Below are 15,221 nucleotides of genomic sequence, written 5' to 3' on the forward strand. Positions count from 1 at the left end.
GCGAGTTGGTGCGCCAGCGTGAGGTTATTTAATCATTAAATGACAGCGGACGATTGCCGTGTACCTGCTGAGCTTTTATGGCAGCCAGCATGGCGGGTAAATCCAGATTAAACTGGCTGGCGCGCTGCCCGGCACGTTTTTTCAGCTTATCCCAGTCGCGCAGTAATGGTGGCTGCTGAAAGGCCAGTACGGCAATATTGCCATGGGTTTCTGCCGGCACCATCAGCACACGGTTGTCAAATACTTCGCGCAGGCGGCGTACAAAGGTTTGAAAACGTTTGTCACCCTGCCACCAGTTGGTGACAAAGATGCCATGTTCGCTGAGTGCCTGACGGCAATCAGCAAAAAATGGTTCAGCTACCAGACTGTCTATAATCTGCTCGCCATCGAAGCCATCTACCAGAATGATGTCGGTATTGCCTCGTAATACTTTGATGTATTCGGCACCATCGTCTTCGATAATTTCGAATTTTTCACCTTCAAACGGCAATTCAAACATACTGCGCGCAATGCTGATGACCTGCGGATTGATATCAACAGCAGTTTGGCTGGTATCAGGCAGATAGGCATCAATCCAGCGCGCAAATGAGCCACCGCCCAGCCCAATCTGGGTAATATGCTGCGGCATATCATCGACAAACAGCAGCCAGGCCATCATGGCACGACTGTATGACAGTACCAGCTCGGCCGGATTATCTACATTCATTGAGCTTTGAATGGTAGGCGTACCCAGATGCAAGGAACGGATGTTACCTGATTCGGATATGCCTACTTCCGGTAATTCATGGCGTGCGGGACGTAAACGGCGATAAGGATGTTGTGGCATGGTGGTTTCCATCATCAGATAACATGGGTTGGTGGGCGCCTGTTTGGTAACTGGATAAGCGCCGGCTACGTATATTTGTTCACGCCAGCGTTAATCAGCAGAGTATCAGGAATCTGCTAAGTAAGCTGGTATTGTGGATAAGTAAGCCAGCACTGTACTGTAAGGAGCTGCTGGCAAAAATACAAGCTCACTGAGCAGACCGGTTTAACCGTACACACAGTGAGGTCTGTGCAGGCGTATTATATATGTATGGCAGGATTTATGTTTTATTTAAAGAACGCAAAAACCCTGTTTGTGAAGGACGGATAATATATCACTACATTTATAATGTTTACATGCTAACTTGCTGGCTATTTGCGTAGTATATACATCAATGCGCTATTCACTGCCGCACACATCTTTATAGATCTGCACAATTTCATTGTATGCAGCAAAATCGGCCAGATTGAATATGTCCTGATTATGATTTTGAAATGAATGCATTGCCAATGCCATACGATGTTTGTGTTCAGAACAGATGAGTGGCAACACTTATCGGCATGGCTATTGTAAAAGCCTGTTTGGGCAGGTGGGGCATCTGGATAATCTGGCGGATATCTTTTTGAATACTAGCCAGATATACGCTACGCAATTCCATGCATTCAGCGGCGATAGTCATGCTCAGTGCCGCAATCATGGTATTTTCTATGCCCAGAATAAAAATATCTGTACTGATTGAGCCATCATCGGCCAAACCAAGCTGGGTACAGATGTGATGCTTGCGATACGGGTCAAACACACAAAAGCCGGTAAGTCACCGTTGTGCTCCCTCCTGCTGCCAAACAGTATGAATCTGGTCACGCAATGGCAAATCGGTAACGCAGATAATTGTACATTGCTGTAAAAAATCTGATGCAGATGCGCGTATATATTGCTCGTTTGTAAGTGCTGGTCTTTGAAATTGCGCACGATGCAAGGTTGTAACCGTAATTTTTCTGTTGCGGAGATATTCTTTACTCTTTTTCTTTAATTACGACCTATATTAAGTAAATATTAATGAATTCAATCTGCCGGAATGCAGATAAAAAAACCGGCACGTGGCCGGCTAATACGGGTGTTGTTTAAAACAAATGCTTCCTGCTAAGGCTAAGTTTTGCTTTTAACACTGGGTAAATGTTAAATCCTAGTAAGCATACGGATAATATCTGTCTGGTTAAAGCAGAATTTCCTTAAAAGGAATCAGTGATGATGGCTGGCTTGCATGGCCAACCACTTATTTCTTTAATCATGAATAGCAGCAATTAATTCGCTCTTCGCCCAGCCAATACTGTGTTTGCTATTTTCACGTACTGGCATGTTATATTCCAGCCGGAATATTCCTGTCAGCTATTTATCACATCACAAGCAGTTACTGACTAGGCTGTTTATCTGCCACTCTGAATAAATACTTACACTTCTGCGAGTAAATGCAGTGCTTCCTGATATTTAGCCAGTGTTTTGGCAATAATGTCGGCCGGTACTTGCGGTGCTGGCGGCTGTTTATTCCAGCCGGATGCCTCCAGCCAGTCTCGAATAAACTGTTTGTCAAATGAAGGTGGATTGGTACCAACCTGATAGTTATCTACCGACCAGAAACGGCTGGAATCAGGAGTAAGCACTTCATCCATTAAAGTTAATGTACCATTCTCATCCAAACCGAATTCGAATTTTGTGTCAGCAATAATAATGCCTTTGCTACGGGCATAAGTGGCTGCTTCGGTATACAGCTCAATCGCTTTGGTGCTTACCTGTCTGGTCAGTTCTTCACCCAGCAAGGTGGTGCATTGTGCCAGACTGATGTTTTCATCATGGTCGCCTACAGCAGCTTTGCTGGATGGGGTAAAAATCACTTCCGGCAACTGTTCGGCTTCGCGCAATCCTGCCGGTAACTGAATGCCGCAAACCGCACCTGTCTGCTGATAATCGCGCCAGCCACTGCCGGAAAGATAACCGCGGACAATGGCTTCGATTTTCAGCGGTGTCAGCTTTTTCACTACGACTGCTCGTTTGGCAATTTTATCCGCCTGCTCGCGTGGCAGCACATCATAAACTGTTGCACCAGTAAAATGGTTTGGCATGATATGTTGCAGTTTTTTAAACCAGAAATTGGATATCTGGGTAAGAATTTCGCCTTTTCCTGTTATAGGTTCAGGTAAAATTACATCAAAAGCGGATAAGCGATCAGTGGCGACCATCAGCATGTGCTGCCCGTCAATTGCATACAAATCCCGTACTTTACCCGAATATATTTTCTCTAACGCCAGCTCGCTCATTATCCATCCCCATTAAAACGGTCAATTGCTAACAGATCAATATCTGTGCAAAAACATATCCTTGTGCTAAGGTAGTTCTTGTGTAACAGATGTTAGCAGCCAATAATTATTTTAACCGATATTGCAACAAAACTGGCAGTCTGTTTGCTGCACGACACAGGTTAAGCTGGCTGTTGATTTTGATATTGTCAGTATTTTGACGCCACTTGTTAGGAGAATGATCATGGCTGATTTTGATTCCCAAAAAGAAGATTTAATGAAAGAAGTACGCTCTGTGCTGGATGAAGTTGAAGATTTATATGACAACGCCAGTGACAATGGTTCTGATCAGGCCAAGGAGCTGAAAGACCAGCTACGCAAAAAACTGGGTAATACCAAATCCAAATTGAGCGATCTGGAAAGCACACTGGCCGAAAAAGCCCGTGCCACAGCCGAACGCACCGATGAGCTGGTACATGAACAGCCATATTACGCCATGGGCATCGCCGCCGCGGCTGGCTTTATTGCCGGTGTTATGCTGGGACGCTGCAAACGCTGAACACTGCCAGCACAGGCTACATTCAGGCAATACGGTAAACATACCAATTGCCTGAATATGATTCACTCTTAAACGGATACCATGGCATGAGTATAGGTAATCTTGGCCGCGATTTGCGCAAGCTAAAAATCTGGCTGACATACGGTAGCGAGTTATTGTGGATTCGTGCACGTATGCTGCGGCTGGATGCCATTGCCCAGCTACAAAGTATTATTGTACTGATGGTGCTTGTGGTGCTGGCTGGGGTGGTGTTTTTTCTGGGCTTTATCAGTCTGTTATTCGGTCTGAATACCCTACTCACACCACAGGCCAAAGTATGGGTGTTTTTTGGCATTGCCATTCTGTTTTTACTTTTAATCCTGCTTCTGACCATTCTGATTGTTAAATTACTGCGCAAACAAAGTCAGTTTATGACTGAAACATTCGCAGCCATAAATAAAGATATAAGCTATCTCAAACACACAAGCAATGCCAAGGCTAATGGAGAACACTGAATATGAGTAAATTCGGTAAGCGGAATATAGCACAGCAACGTGAGCTGCTTAACCTACAGGCACAAGGTGCGCGATTAAAACTATTGGCCGAACAGCTTAAAAATGGTAATCATGCCACTAAATCAAACCTGTGGCAGCGTTCACTGAATATCGTGGATAAAATTCCGGCTGGTGGTTTGGCACTGAAACTGGCCAATAAACCCAAACGCTGGCGTAACAAGATACTGGTAGGTGCATTATTGACTGTTGCCTCGCTGATGGCCAGCAAAATCAATCGGTCCATCCGTCGGTCTTAGATTGATAAAATCAATACGATGGATTTTGCCAGATATGTAATCTGCCCATCCCAATATAAAAGCCTCTTACTGGTAGTAAGAGGCTTTTATTTATTGCAAACAGATTTAAGCTTAAATACCACGCAATAATTCATTCACGCTGGTTTTGGCACGGGTTTTGGCATCCACTTTTTTCACAATCACAGCACAGTACAGGCTATGGCTGCCATCTTTGGCCGGCAGGCTGCCAGACACGACTACAGAACCGGCTGGCACACGGCCATAAGTGATTTCACCACTTTCACGGTCGTAGATTTTAGTGGACTGGCCAATAAACACGCCCATGGAAATCACGCTGCCCTCTTCAACAATCACCCCTTCAACAATTTCAGAACGGGCACCGATAAAGCAGTTATCTTCAATAATGGTTGGTGCAGCCTGCAAAGGTTCCAGTACGCCGCCAATTCCCACGCCCCCACTGAGGTGAACATGTTTACCAATCTGGGCGCATGAACCTACAGTTGCCCATGTGTCTACCATGGTGCCCTCATCAACAAATGCACCTATATTCACAAATGAAGGCATCAGCACCACATTTTTACCGATATGGCTGCCAGCACGCACCACTGCGCCCGGCACAGCACGAAAACCAGCCTGCTGAAAATCAGCCGCGCTCCAGCCGGCAAACTTGGTGGGCACTTTGTCAAAATAGCGGTTTACCGCATCATCGGCAATGACATTGTCACTGATTCGGAATGACAGTAATACTGCTTTTTTCGCCCATTCATTAACCTGCCACTGATTGCCCTGTTTTTCAGCCACACGCAGGCAGCCGCTATCCAGTTGCTGCAAAGTTTCTGCTACCGCTTCTTTTACTTCCGCAGTTACAGAAGAAGGGGTAATTTCGGAACGATTTTCAAAAGCAGTTTCAATCACTTGTTGTAAAGACATAAAGTATTCCTATAATCAATGATTCAGGTAAGGACTATCGCCGGGTAAAGGGATAACACCATTGTCGGCCAGTACCTGTGGCTTAACAGGCAGTGGCAGTGGCTGTGCATTAAACTGATGCAGACAGGCGGCAAAATCAGTAAACGGAATTTCCCGCGCACCGAAGCTGGCCAAATAATCGGTATAAACCTGACAGTCAATCAGCGGTACACCCTGCTGCTGCAAATAATGTACAGCATGGACAAAGGCAATTTTGGAAGCGTCGCCAGCATGGGCAAACATGGATTCCCCATAAAATATCTGCCCAAGCAACACGCCGTATAAACCGCCTGCCAGAAAAGCCTGCCCCTGCGCGTTCTGATACCAGCATTCAAATGAACAGGCATGCTGCTGTTGATGCAACGTGTAATACGCCTGTTGCATTTCCGGCACCAGCCATGTGCCGTTCTGGCCATTACGTGGCGTTTGCGCGCAGTTGGTAATAACCTGCCGGAAAGCATAATTCATCGTTACCGCATAGGGTTTATTACGCAGATTTTTCGCTAGCGAACGGCTGATTTTCAATTCAGCCGGAAGCAATACCATCCGCTGCGCAAAAGCCCACCACATAATTGGTTCATCTGGCGCATACCACGGAAAAATACCTCGCCGGTAGGCGGCCAGTATTCGTGCCGGGCTTAAATCACCGCCGATGGCTACCAGACCATCACGCTGGCTCTGCGCAGGCTCTATATCAGGAAAATCCAGATTTTCACTACACAGCACCGGAATACATGGCCGGTATTCAGGCTGATTCATACACGCACATCCTGCCCTTATTCAGTTCAGAAGTGTTTACTCTCAAACTGCTGACATTCGCCACACACACCATACATATACAACGCATGGTCAACAATACGGTAGCCGTTATCGTCGGCAATTTTCTTTTGCAGTGTTTCAATTTCTTCACTGCAAAACTCAGTTACTTTGCCACATTTAATACAAACCAGATGGTCATGATGGCCGCCACGATTCAGTTCATAAACTGCCTTGCCGGTTTCAAAATGGTGGCGCAACAAAATATTGGCCTGTTCAAACTGGGTAAGTACGCGGTAAATGGTGGCTACGCCGATTTCAACCCCTTCATCCAGCAGGCGCCGGTATACATCTTCTGCACTCAGGTGCTCTTCGGGCTGAGCTTCAAATAGCTCCAGAATCTTCAGTCTGGGCCCTGTCACCTTTAAACCGTTATCTTTCAGTTGAGCTACATTGTTATTCATGATGCTTATTTCACCACTAGATGATAATACTCGCTATAATACGCACTTTTAAGGCAATTGCCCACTGGGTGTCATACAATGTCGCCATCGCCATTGCTAACTGTTTCGTCCCAGCTCCGAGGTATCAGCATGAAAAAAATATACTGCCTGCTGGCAGTGGCCGCTCTCGGCCTGAGTGCCTGCTCTACAACCAAACTGGCACAAATCCCGTCGTACAAACTCAAAATCATTCAGGGTAATGAATTACTTGACCAGAATGTGGTGAATTCATTACAGCCCGGCATGAGCCGTGAGCAGGTACAAATGCTGCTTGGCACACCATTACTGCGCGACCCGTTTCATGCCAACCGCTGGGATTATCTGTATGTAATTACCCGCGCCAGCGAGATTCAGGAAGAAAGAAAACTGACTCTTTATTTTGATGCTAATGGCAAACTGATTCATGCCGAAGGTGATGTCATCACTGCACAACCGCAGCCAATAACCACTGCTGTGCCTGAAAAAACGGAGTAACTTATGTCTACATCTCGCTTGAGAGTGGCTGTTGCCGGTGCCAACGGCCGCATGGGCAGAGCCCTTATTCAAAGTATCAGCCAGCGGCACGATTGTGTATTAAGTGGTGCACTGGAACACAATGCCTCACCGGCTATCGGACTGGATGCCGGCTTTGCCATCGGGCTGGAACTTGGCGTGAGCATTTGTCACGACCCCGAAAAAGTACTGGACAATACCGATGTACTGATTGATTTCAGCAAACCGGAATCCACACTCAGCAATCTGGCTATTTGCGAACGCCTCGGTGTTAAGGACGTGATCGGCACCACCGGCTTTGATGAGGCTGGCAAACAGCGCATTTCTGATGCTGCTGAAAAAACGGCTATTGTGTTTGCGCCCAATTTCAGCGTGGGCGTAAACCTGACCTTTGCCCTGCTTAATACCGCAGCACGCGTGTTAAACGAAGGCTACGATATTGAAATTATAGAAGCGCATCATCGTCACAAAGTAGATGCCCCTTCTGGCACTGCGCTGCGCATGGGCGAAGTGATTGCCGATGCCCTTGGCCGTGACCTGAAAACCTGCGCAGTTTATGGCCGCGAAGGACACACAGGAGCTCGCGACCCACAAACCATCGGCTTTTCCACTATTCGTGCTGGTGATATTGTTGGTGACCACACTGCCCTGTTTGCTACCGATGGCGAACGTGTGGAAATCAGTCACAAAGCTTCCAGCCGCGCTACTTTTGCCAATGGTGCTGTCCGTGCAGCAGTATGGCTGCGCCAGCATCAGCAGGGATTATTTGATATGCAGGATGTGCTAGAATTAAAATAAACTACACTAGTCTTAAATGAAAAAGGTTAGTAAGCATAAATTACTAACCTTTTTCTTTAGAAATTTAACACACTAAATTTATAAATTAAAGTTATATATTTTACATTATATTTACTTAATCAACTTTAGATGATACATAGAATGAGGTTTATTGCTTACCAAACCAAAAGTCAAATCTACAATATCATTAGAATCAATATTTAATTCATTTGCAATATCCTTAATTGATATTTTATCTTCATCCAAATAATTAAATAATTGTGGCCATACTTTAGAAGTATCTCTACGCATAGGTTGAGGTTCTTTTTTTCTATACCCCAATTTAGCTATTTGGGGACTTAATACTCTTGCGTATGTCCATTCCGAAATTATTTCCAGTTTATATAATCTATAAGCTAGCGCTGCTATTGAAACTCCAAAAACTGATTTTAATTTAAGTAGCTGTTCAATGCTGTTTATTGATTGATTACGAAAGGGCAATAAAGCATCTTTAGGCATGAGAAATGCTGAAGCAAATTCATTTGCATTTTTTTCGATAGTCCTATTGTCATTCACACTACATTCACAAAATGGTCCCGCATCATTATTATTGTTTGATGAATACAGGTCATGTTTCATACTATAAACATCGCGAACAAGATGCCCAAGTTCATGAGCAGAATCAAATCTACTACGTTCGGCTGATTTTTTATTATTCAAAAAAACAAAAGGTATATTTCTGTTCCAAGTGCAAAAAGCATCTACTTCTATAGCTTCAATCGCCAAAGAAAAGACTCTAATTCCTTTTGACTCAAGTAATTCCACCATATTTGCAATAGGTCGAATACCTAATCCCCATTCAGACCTAAGCACGTGTGCAGCTGTCTCAGGGCTGTAGTCCGATAAATCTGGCAAATCAGTTTTTTTAAGCTCAAAACGCTCATCAAACCAATCATTTAGCATAAAAGCAATAATACCGTAAGTTAATGCCAAACGTTTTAATCGGTTAGAAGTTTTAGAGTTAGCTCGAAAACTTACCTGATGATCACTGAGTACTGGTAAATCATCATTAATAACAAAAAAATCAGGAGAGAATTGCAGAATTCTCCCCAACAATTGCAGATCAGGCTCACTAATACCAGCTAAATAATTACTAATTGTTCTGGTAGTAACACCTAATGCATCTGCAAGCGCAGCCTTAGATAGCCCGCGCCGGTCTAAAGCAAATTCAAGCCGACGTGGATTAAACATAATTACACCTATTCAAATTACTTACTAGAACCTATCTTTCGACTAATTTCAATCTTTTCAGCTTTCACAGGGTCAGGTATTCGTGCGATAAGTCTGTCACTAACAGAATTGAAACTTATGCTTGGTAAAAGAATTCGTTTCTTCCACGCTTTAACATACCCATTTTTAAAATCAGCTGGAATCGATAGTTCCATTTTTAACTCTTCTGAATCGTGATGAAACAAAAGTACAAAAATTTTGGTTTTATGATCAAAATAAAATTCTGATTGTGAAAGTGCTTTACTTAATTCAGAACCTTTTCTCGCAGTATTACAAGGACAAGCATATTCAACAGCTACATCTTTAGTTCCAGTACATACATATAGTGCACTACATCTATCAGGAGTAATAGTATAAGCTATTTCACCACGCCCTTCACGTGAAACCCACCCAAAAGGTAATAACTTTTCACGCATTGAAGCCACAATATAGTCTGGCAATATTTTATTAAAAGTAAATTTTGGGAAATAGTGAGATTTAGTATCATGAACCTTAAGTAATGCTGCCGAAACTACTTCTACAAAAAATTCTGGAGTTAATCGTGAATCAATATCAAATAATTCTTTGCGAACCTGATTTTTATCACTGATAAAAATTGAATCAAATAAAGGTTCAACTACTGTTAGATTAAACATAAATTTCCTATTTGTAGACATCAATATGAGGTATAATAATAGGAAATTGAACAAGAATCAATATTTTTCTAAAACCCTTTTTTTTAGATAAAAAGTATATTTATGCTTAATTATTTAGTCCATAACTAAAAGCCATTGTCTGCAACAATGGCCGGATGATTAGTAAATGAATCAGGCCGCCATAGCCATACATTTGTCTGCACAGGCATTGCAGGCTTCGGCACAGCGCTGGCAGTGCCCCATATCAAACCGCCCGCATTCCTGCGCACAAGCGCGGCATAGTTGAGCACATAGCTGGCATACCTGTGGGACAAAAGCGCTGTTCTTACACATAAAATTAACCGCAAGGGCACACATTTCAGCACATTGCAGATCCAGACTGATACATTTAGCCATCATTTTGACATCATCTTCCTGTAGACAGGCTGTTGAGCAATACTGGCACAAGGCTATACAACAGTTACATGCTTCTACACATTCCTTAAATTTCAGCGCATCCATGATTCGCATCCTTTTCAACAATATTTTGATTTAACAAGAGAAATCAAAATCAGTCTATAAAACCATAGCGCATATTGCAATCCAGCCAGAAGTAAATAAATATATGATTTAGATATGTTTATTTAACTTTTACTAGCAAATAATCAATATATGCCAAATACACAATATCAACTGCCTGTTACTGTAAACTGGCCAGTGGAAAATTCAGGAATGATTTTAAAATTGATGGTTTGAATGATTATTTTCTAAATTTACAATTATTTGTCTTTCAAGCCTGCCCTGTCAGCAAATGGGTTGAATAATTAACAGGCGCTGTTTCACTACAAAGTAACACAGCAATATGACAATCGATACAAAATATAATGTAACCCATTGTATATCAAATTTTATTTAATAAGATTTGTACAAAACACTATAACTGCCGCGCGGATAAATGGGTCACAATCGCTTTCAACTACAACAATCATCGTTTCTCGGCGCTCATTTTAATCATTTCAGACCAATCATTACTCGCAGCCGGCATTGTCCGTTTATCTTGTGTTTTTTCTTGATGGCTGCGGCAATGATTTTATCTAAGCATCCAGTCTGACAATAACGATATTAATCAGCAGTATATTGAAAATCAAATGAACAACCCCATTTCAATACCCTGATATTTAAAGGAATTTATTATGGCTAGTGGATGGGCTTCAGATGATGCTGTAAACCAGCAGATAGAGAGCACAATAGCAGATGCCCTCAATCATGTACGCCAGCAGATGGAACAGGCAACAGAAAGTGCAGAATTTTGTGAAGAGTGTGGTGAAGCTATTCCATTAGCACGCCGTCAGGCAATTCAGGGCGTGCGCTTTTGTGTTGGCTGTCAAACCGAACGTGATAAGGAAATACAGAAAACATTCAGTTTATATAACCGGCGTGGCAGTAAGGACAGTCAGCTACGCTAGGCTGATTGAATTGGGCTATCAGGCACAGATCGAATGGCCTGCACTGTGCAAAGATTCACACAATTTCTATTTAAATGATAAATATTTATTGGAAAAAGTGATGGTAATGGCCTGAAATTTAGTGCTTAAAGTCAGTATGAAGTTTTAAGCCCACTATTGATGTACCGGTATTATTTCTGTATCTGAAGTTGAAAAACTTGTTTGGCACAATTAGTCTGATATGTTGAAAGCAGTAAATCAGCCCGATAGAAAATCGATTTGATAATCATAACTAACTATGCCATTAAGTGTATTGGTTCTATCCGTTGCCACTAACAGCAATTATGTTGCAAAGGCATAGTCAGCTTAACTGCATCCTTTTCGGTAATAAATATCACATCCGCCTCAGGCCAGTCTGCTGGTTTAATCACGACATGGTCGTCCAACGCAATGGTTTGCTTCAAATCAATGCCTAAAGTTTGTAATGCCTGAAAAAAGCGCTCTGGTCGGCCAATAGCAGCGATAGCTGCACAATGCTTGCCTGCAAACTCTATTGCTTGAGCAGTCTGCCGCGGCTGGTTCAGGCAATAAAAATCAGCATAATTTAATGTGCTATGGATGATTGACACACCACCGGCCTGATCTGCACACATTAATGAACATGCTTTTAGTAGCACATATCTGCATGCATCTGCTTTTCGGTGCAGGCAAGCGCTATGCTGTATCTTTCTAATTATATAAAAATCACTATAACCGATAAACAGACTTTATTCGGGTTTAATTAGTGGTTTCTGGTTTACCAGCTACAATGCATACAACCAGATATAGCATACTTCAGCGGTTTAGATCTTGCGACCAAACCACTCTACTTTGCCGATAATTTCAAAATCCTGTTCGCTATTAGCCAAATCGATAGTGAATGGTTCATAAGCATTATTGGCTGATGTTACCAGCAATTGATTATTTGGTTTGAGTTGTGTACGTTTTACCAGAATATTCTTTCCTATGCGTAACACATACAGGCCATCGCCTCCAGCTTTTTTACTGTGATTAATCAGCACATGATCGCCATCGTTTAGCACACCGGTCATGCTGTCATCCTTGACAATCAGGGTACTGAGTTTTTGCGGATCTACATTCAGATAATTTTCCAGCCAGTTACGGTTAAAGGCAATGGTACACATTGCTTTGCCTTCTGTGGCTTCAATATTATCCGGGTTTTCGGTTGAACATACTGGAATAAATGCATAATCGCTGGCACAGACTGCATGAGGATGGTTGCCATAACCACAATCGGTTTCACCGATAGGCGTATTCTTTGCCAGTGGATTAGGCAGTTCTGCGTAATACTTTGCATTTTTCTGGTCAAATTTTGGCCCTATGCCTGTTGCCAGCCATTTTATTTCTACCTGTGCAACACGAGCTATTTTTATCAGATTGGTAGTACTGGGTTCTGCTCCGTCTCTAACCCATTTTGATGCTGTTGGGTACGCTACCTCTACTCTTCTGGACAACTCAGATACACTGCCGAGAATATCCACTACTTCCTGCATTCTGGAGGCAAAGCCAACATTAAAATTTTCCATATTTGAATTACCTTCAAATAAAAACAATGTAAGGTTTAATTTAAAATTTATTATTAAACAATCATTTACAATTTAAAGTTTAATTAAATACAACATTCAGCTATATAAAATTAAATTAAACCTTGCTAAAAATAACTTTTGCGATATAATTTAGCATGTATATATATTAGGAGTAGCAATTCAACACATTAAATATATTCCAAACTAACATTATAAATTTAAGCCAAAGTTGCTATTTAAGCTTACTGGTGTAGCATCAATTACTTGTACTGCACTATAGCTGCTTAATATGATATCTCTATCGGGTAAGCGTTGATGATACCATGTCGTCATGTACAAGAAAATGCTTGGACATGAGTTAATTTGCGCCTAAATCACTGTATATACAATCAGGCAATCGTAAGTTAACACGTAATATTACAACCATTGGTAAAGTTTGCTTTATATAAGGGGCGGGCTATAAACATATTATATGTGAACTTGTGTTAATTTTATAGCCTTTTTTTCATAAAATAAACATAAGTTATTCTATAATTAAACTTGAATAATTATTTATTTAAAACTGATTTTTCTGGTTTATCTTACTGCTTACTATCCTTTCAGTTCATAAAACTTGCGATATTCTAAATATAAACTCAATTTGTACAACAAAAAACTTAAATTTATTTATACAAGTTAATTTGTAAATACATTTGATTATATCATTAATTTATTATCAAGATTTATCATTATTTTAATGCTATTGAACTATTATTCAATCTTCATTTCAGTTTTACTTATCTTTTTTTATACAGATATTAAAAGAAATGTTACTTCAAAGTTAAAAATAGCGCGCTGCGTAACAATATGAAATATATAAAACTTGTTAGCTATTGGATGCTCTGTAATCAATACTCGGATGAATAGACAGCTTCTGGATTATCTGGATATTTTATTAACAAAAGTTTGAAAGATTAAACGGCTTTTCCGGTTACAGAATATTTTAAGCTCAATAAATTATCGTTATTACCGCCAGATGCAGCCAGTGATATTCACTAACTGCAAATGCTGATCATTATTTTAGGGCTGACGCTGCCAACTGCCTGACTGGCCACCTTCTTTATGTTGCAGGCAAATGTCACTGATAGTCATACTGCGGTCTACTGCCTTGAGCATATCATATATGGTCAGCAGGCCGATGCTGGCTGCGGTTAAGGCTTCCATTTCCACGCCAGTCTGTCCCGTGTTTTCGGTTTGTACGCAGATGGTTATACTGCGCTTTTCGTCATCAAGATTAAAATCCACATTCACCCGGGTCAGGGCGATGGGATGACACAGAGGAATTAGATTACTGGTTTGTTTGGCCGCCTGTATGGCTGCAATCCGAGCGACACCAAGTACATCACCTTTTTTGCTGTCACCGCTAAGTATTTTGCTATAGGCATTGTCGTTGACACTAATTGTACCGCTTGCAATGGCAATACGCTTACTGTGTGGCTTGGCACCTACGTCTACCATATGAGCTTCGCCACGGCTATTGAAATGAGTTAACTCGTCTGAATTCATCTTGCTTCACTGACAGGCTAAAAGGTCTATATTACAATAATTGCCTTTTTGCTGCTGGGAATGGTTTGATATGAGCACACTACCTTTATTAAAAATCGGTCTGGTTTCTATTAGTGACCGGGCATCTACTGGTGTTTATGCTGATCAGGGTTTGCCGGAATTGAAAAAATGGTTGCAGCGGGCGGTATTGAATCCGCTGGAACTGGTCGAACATCTGATACCGGATGAGCAGGCTCTGATTGAAAGTACACTGACGCAGCTAGCGGATAAGGAAGCTTGCCCGCTGATTCTTACTACTGGTGGCACTGGCCCCTATCTGCGCGATGTGACACCAGAAGCAACGCTAGCAGTGGCCGACCGGGTAATTCCCGGCTTTGGCGAACTGATGCGGCAAATCAGTTTACACTTTACGCCCACGGCTATTCTGTCGCGTCAGGTAGGCGTATTGCGTGGAAACAGTCTAATTCTGAATTTACCCGGTAAACCGACTGCCATTGCTGAAACGCTGGGCGGGGTAAAAGATGAGCATGGTAAAACGCTAATTCCGGGAATTTTTGCTTCGATACCGATTGCGGTGGATGCCGTTGGCGGTCCGCTGATTCAGACTGATGCGGATTTCTGTCCGGTGGTGTTGCCCAAGCGCTGATGCTGAGCTTTTGAAAGCTGCTAAAAACTGATTTTCAATTAACAATCTAACGTTTTCTGGTGTATTAGCGCATTATATGGGGTGATTGACTGCTTATTCTGGCTTTTGCTACACACCAGCGAGTGCATGTCATCAAGTATGTTGAAGATTTGC

General features: G+C 42.1%; 19 protein-coding genes. 7 read left to right on the plus strand and 12 right to left on the minus strand.

The features are described from left to right. Positions 1-28: 28 nt before the first annotated feature. The 3 genes from BGI33_RS00110 to BGI33_RS00120 form a co-directional block, all read right to left on the minus strand. A complete protein-coding gene (locus tag BGI33_RS00110) occupies positions 29-826 on the minus strand; it encodes a polyamine aminopropyltransferase (RefSeq protein ID WP_100089462.1) in 798 nt (265 codons plus the stop codon). Between the two features lie 508 nt (positions 827-1,334). Next, positions 1,335-1,604 (minus strand): hypothetical protein, encoded by a 270-nt coding sequence (locus tag BGI33_RS00115; protein ID WP_100089359.1) that lies wholly within the window; start codon positions 1,602-1,604, stop codon positions 1,335-1,337. A gap of 649 nt (positions 1,605-2,253) precedes the next feature. Beyond that, positions 2,254-3,117, minus strand: a complete 864-nt coding sequence (locus tag BGI33_RS00120; RefSeq protein ID WP_100089360.1) for a phosphoribosylaminoimidazolesuccinocarboxamide synthase — start codon at positions 3,115-3,117, stop codon at positions 2,254-2,256. 223 nt (positions 3,118-3,340) lie between these two features. On the opposite strand from BGI33_RS00120, the gene BGI33_RS00125 reads away from it, so the two are divergent. The 3 genes from BGI33_RS00125 to BGI33_RS00135 all read left to right on the plus strand — a co-directional run bounded on the left by BGI33_RS00125 (position 3,341) and on the right by BGI33_RS00135 (position 4,445). Then, on the plus strand, positions 3,341-3,655 hold the full coding sequence (locus BGI33_RS00125) for a DUF883 family protein (RefSeq protein ID WP_100089361.1): 315 nt from the start codon (positions 3,341-3,343) through the stop codon (positions 3,653-3,655). A gap of 86 nt (positions 3,656-3,741) precedes the next feature. After that, positions 3,742-4,149, plus strand: coding sequence for a phage holin family protein (locus tag BGI33_RS00130; RefSeq protein ID WP_100089362.1), 408 nt, complete (start codon positions 3,742-3,744; stop codon positions 4,147-4,149). Between the two features lie 2 nt (positions 4,150-4,151). Continuing rightward, positions 4,152-4,445, plus strand: coding sequence for a hypothetical protein (locus BGI33_RS00135; protein WP_100089363.1), 294 nt, complete (start codon positions 4,152-4,154; stop codon positions 4,443-4,445). Positions 4,446-4,556: 111 nt separating this feature from the next. Here the strand turns inward: BGI33_RS00135 and dapD are convergent, their stop codons facing one another. Genes dapD through fur form a run of 3 tightly spaced genes read right to left on the minus strand, consistent with a single transcriptional unit; the run spans position 4,557 to position 6,634 of the window. Then, positions 4,557-5,375: a 2,3,4,5-tetrahydropyridine-2,6-dicarboxylate N-succinyltransferase gene (gene dapD, locus BGI33_RS00140; RefSeq protein ID WP_100089364.1), complete on the minus strand. Its 819-nt coding sequence runs from the start codon at positions 5,373-5,375 to the stop codon at positions 4,557-4,559. A 15-nt stretch (positions 5,376-5,390) separates the two neighbouring features. Continuing rightward, positions 5,391-6,173 carry a leucyl/phenylalanyl-tRNA--protein transferase gene (gene aat, locus BGI33_RS00145; protein ID WP_100089365.1) on the minus strand — a complete coding sequence of 261 codons (783 nt, stop codon included), beginning with the start codon at positions 6,171-6,173 and terminating at the stop codon, positions 5,391-5,393. Positions 6,174-6,199: 26 nt separating this feature from the next. Next, complete coding sequence (gene fur / locus BGI33_RS00150; protein WP_100089366.1) at positions 6,200-6,634, minus strand: ferric iron uptake transcriptional regulator; 435 nt, start codon at positions 6,632-6,634, stop codon at positions 6,200-6,202. A gap of 129 nt (positions 6,635-6,763) precedes the next feature. Between fur and BGI33_RS00155 the strand changes: the two genes are divergently transcribed. Beyond that, entirely contained in the window at positions 6,764-7,147 is a 384-nt protein-coding gene (locus BGI33_RS00155) for an outer membrane protein assembly factor BamE (protein WP_100089367.1), read from the plus strand. 3 nt (positions 7,148-7,150) lie between these two features. Further along, a complete protein-coding gene (dapB, locus tag BGI33_RS00160) occupies positions 7,151-7,963 on the plus strand; it encodes a 4-hydroxy-tetrahydrodipicolinate reductase (RefSeq protein ID WP_100089368.1) in 813 nt (270 codons plus the stop codon). Between the two features lie 111 nt (positions 7,964-8,074). Here dapB and BGI33_RS00165 read toward each other — a convergent pair whose 3' ends face one another. From BGI33_RS00165 to BGI33_RS00175, 3 genes are all read right to left on the minus strand, one after another. After that, positions 8,075-9,193 carry an XRE family transcriptional regulator gene (locus BGI33_RS00165; RefSeq protein WP_100089369.1) on the minus strand — a complete coding sequence of 373 codons (1,119 nt, stop codon included), beginning with the start codon at positions 9,191-9,193 and terminating at the stop codon, positions 8,075-8,077. Between the two features lie 17 nt (positions 9,194-9,210). Then, entirely contained in the window at positions 9,211-9,867 is a 657-nt protein-coding gene (locus tag BGI33_RS00170; RefSeq protein ID WP_100089370.1) for a hypothetical protein, read from the minus strand. A gap of 171 nt (positions 9,868-10,038) precedes the next feature. Beyond that, entirely contained in the window at positions 10,039-10,368 is a 330-nt protein-coding gene (locus BGI33_RS00175; RefSeq protein WP_100089371.1) for a four-helix bundle copper-binding protein, read from the minus strand. A gap of 671 nt (positions 10,369-11,039) precedes the next feature. On the opposite strand from BGI33_RS00175, the gene BGI33_RS00180 reads away from it, so the two are divergent. After that, positions 11,040-11,312, plus strand: coding sequence for a DksA/TraR family C4-type zinc finger protein (locus BGI33_RS00180; protein WP_100089372.1), 273 nt, complete (start codon positions 11,040-11,042; stop codon positions 11,310-11,312). Positions 11,313-11,623: 311 nt separating this feature from the next. Here BGI33_RS00180 and BGI33_RS00185 read toward each other — a convergent pair whose 3' ends face one another. The 3 genes from BGI33_RS00185 to moaC form a co-directional block, all read right to left on the minus strand. Continuing rightward, positions 11,624-11,944, minus strand: coding sequence for a tetraacyldisaccharide 4'-kinase (locus BGI33_RS00185; RefSeq protein ID WP_100089373.1), 321 nt, complete (start codon positions 11,942-11,944; stop codon positions 11,624-11,626). Between the two features lie 189 nt (positions 11,945-12,133). Next, positions 12,134-12,877 (minus strand): XRE family transcriptional regulator, encoded by a 744-nt coding sequence (locus BGI33_RS00190; RefSeq protein ID WP_100089374.1) that lies wholly within the window; start codon positions 12,875-12,877, stop codon positions 12,134-12,136. Between the two features lie 1,059 nt (positions 12,878-13,936). Further along, positions 13,937-14,422, minus strand: coding sequence for a cyclic pyranopterin monophosphate synthase MoaC (gene moaC / locus BGI33_RS00195; RefSeq protein ID WP_100089375.1), 486 nt, complete (start codon positions 14,420-14,422; stop codon positions 13,937-13,939). Positions 14,423-14,492: 70 nt separating this feature from the next. Between moaC and mog the strand changes: the two genes are divergently transcribed. Next, positions 14,493-15,068, plus strand: coding sequence for a molybdopterin adenylyltransferase (gene mog, locus BGI33_RS00200; RefSeq protein ID WP_100089376.1), 576 nt, complete (start codon positions 14,493-14,495; stop codon positions 15,066-15,068). Positions 15,069-15,221: the final 153 nt, after the last annotated feature.

It is taken from the genome of Snodgrassella alvi, from assembly GCF_002777425.1.
Lineage (GTDB): Bacteria > Pseudomonadota > Gammaproteobacteria > Burkholderiales > Neisseriaceae > Snodgrassella > Snodgrassella alvi_B.

What these genes read in the sequence shown, in the direction of transcription:
- BGI33_RS00190 (WP_100089374.1), bottom strand. Translation starts at nt 12,877, where the DNA reads ATGGAAAATTTTAATGTTGGCTTTGCCTCCAGAATGCAGGAAGTAGTG.
- BGI33_RS00120 (WP_100089360.1), bottom strand. Translation starts at nt 3,117, where the DNA reads ATGAGCGAGCTGGCGTTAGAGAAAATATATTCGGGTAAAGTACGGGAT.
- BGI33_RS00125 (WP_100089361.1), top strand. Translation starts at nt 3,341, where the DNA reads ATGGCTGATTTTGATTCCCAAAAAGAAGATTTAATGAAAGAAGTACGC.
- BGI33_RS00130 (WP_100089362.1), top strand. Translation starts at nt 3,742, where the DNA reads ATGAGTATAGGTAATCTTGGCCGCGATTTGCGCAAGCTAAAAATCTGG.
- mog (WP_100089376.1), top strand. Translation starts at nt 14,493, where the DNA reads ATGAGCACACTACCTTTATTAAAAATCGGTCTGGTTTCTATTAGTGAC.
- BGI33_RS00170 (WP_100089370.1), bottom strand. Translation starts at nt 9,867, where the DNA reads ATGTTTAATCTAACAGTAGTTGAACCTTTATTTGATTCAATTTTTATC.
- aat (WP_100089365.1), bottom strand. Translation starts at nt 6,173, where the DNA reads ATGAATCAGCCTGAATACCGGCCATGTATTCCGGTGCTGTGTAGTGAA.
- BGI33_RS00180 (WP_100089372.1), top strand. Translation starts at nt 11,040, where the DNA reads ATGGCTAGTGGATGGGCTTCAGATGATGCTGTAAACCAGCAGATAGAG.
- BGI33_RS00155 (WP_100089367.1), top strand. Translation starts at nt 6,764, where the DNA reads ATGAAAAAAATATACTGCCTGCTGGCAGTGGCCGCTCTCGGCCTGAGT.
- BGI33_RS00185 (WP_100089373.1), bottom strand. Translation starts at nt 11,944, where the DNA reads ATGTGTGCAGATCAGGCCGGTGGTGTGTCAATCATCCATAGCACATTA.
- fur (WP_100089366.1), bottom strand. Translation starts at nt 6,634, where the DNA reads ATGAATAACAATGTAGCTCAACTGAAAGATAACGGTTTAAAGGTGACA.
- BGI33_RS00110 (WP_100089462.1), bottom strand. Translation starts at nt 826, where the DNA reads ATGCCACAACATCCTTATCGCCGTTTACGTCCCGCACGCCATGAATTA.
- moaC (WP_100089375.1), bottom strand. Translation starts at nt 14,422, where the DNA reads ATGAATTCAGACGAGTTAACTCATTTCAATAGCCGTGGCGAAGCTCAT.
- BGI33_RS00165 (WP_100089369.1), bottom strand. Translation starts at nt 9,193, where the DNA reads ATGTTTAATCCACGTCGGCTTGAATTTGCTTTAGACCGGCGCGGGCTA.
- dapB (WP_100089368.1), top strand. Translation starts at nt 7,151, where the DNA reads ATGTCTACATCTCGCTTGAGAGTGGCTGTTGCCGGTGCCAACGGCCGC.
- BGI33_RS00175 (WP_100089371.1), bottom strand. Translation starts at nt 10,368, where the DNA reads ATGGATGCGCTGAAATTTAAGGAATGTGTAGAAGCATGTAACTGTTGT.
- dapD (WP_100089364.1), bottom strand. Translation starts at nt 5,375, where the DNA reads ATGTCTTTACAACAAGTGATTGAAACTGCTTTTGAAAATCGTTCCGAA.
- BGI33_RS00135 (WP_100089363.1), top strand. Translation starts at nt 4,152, where the DNA reads ATGAGTAAATTCGGTAAGCGGAATATAGCACAGCAACGTGAGCTGCTT.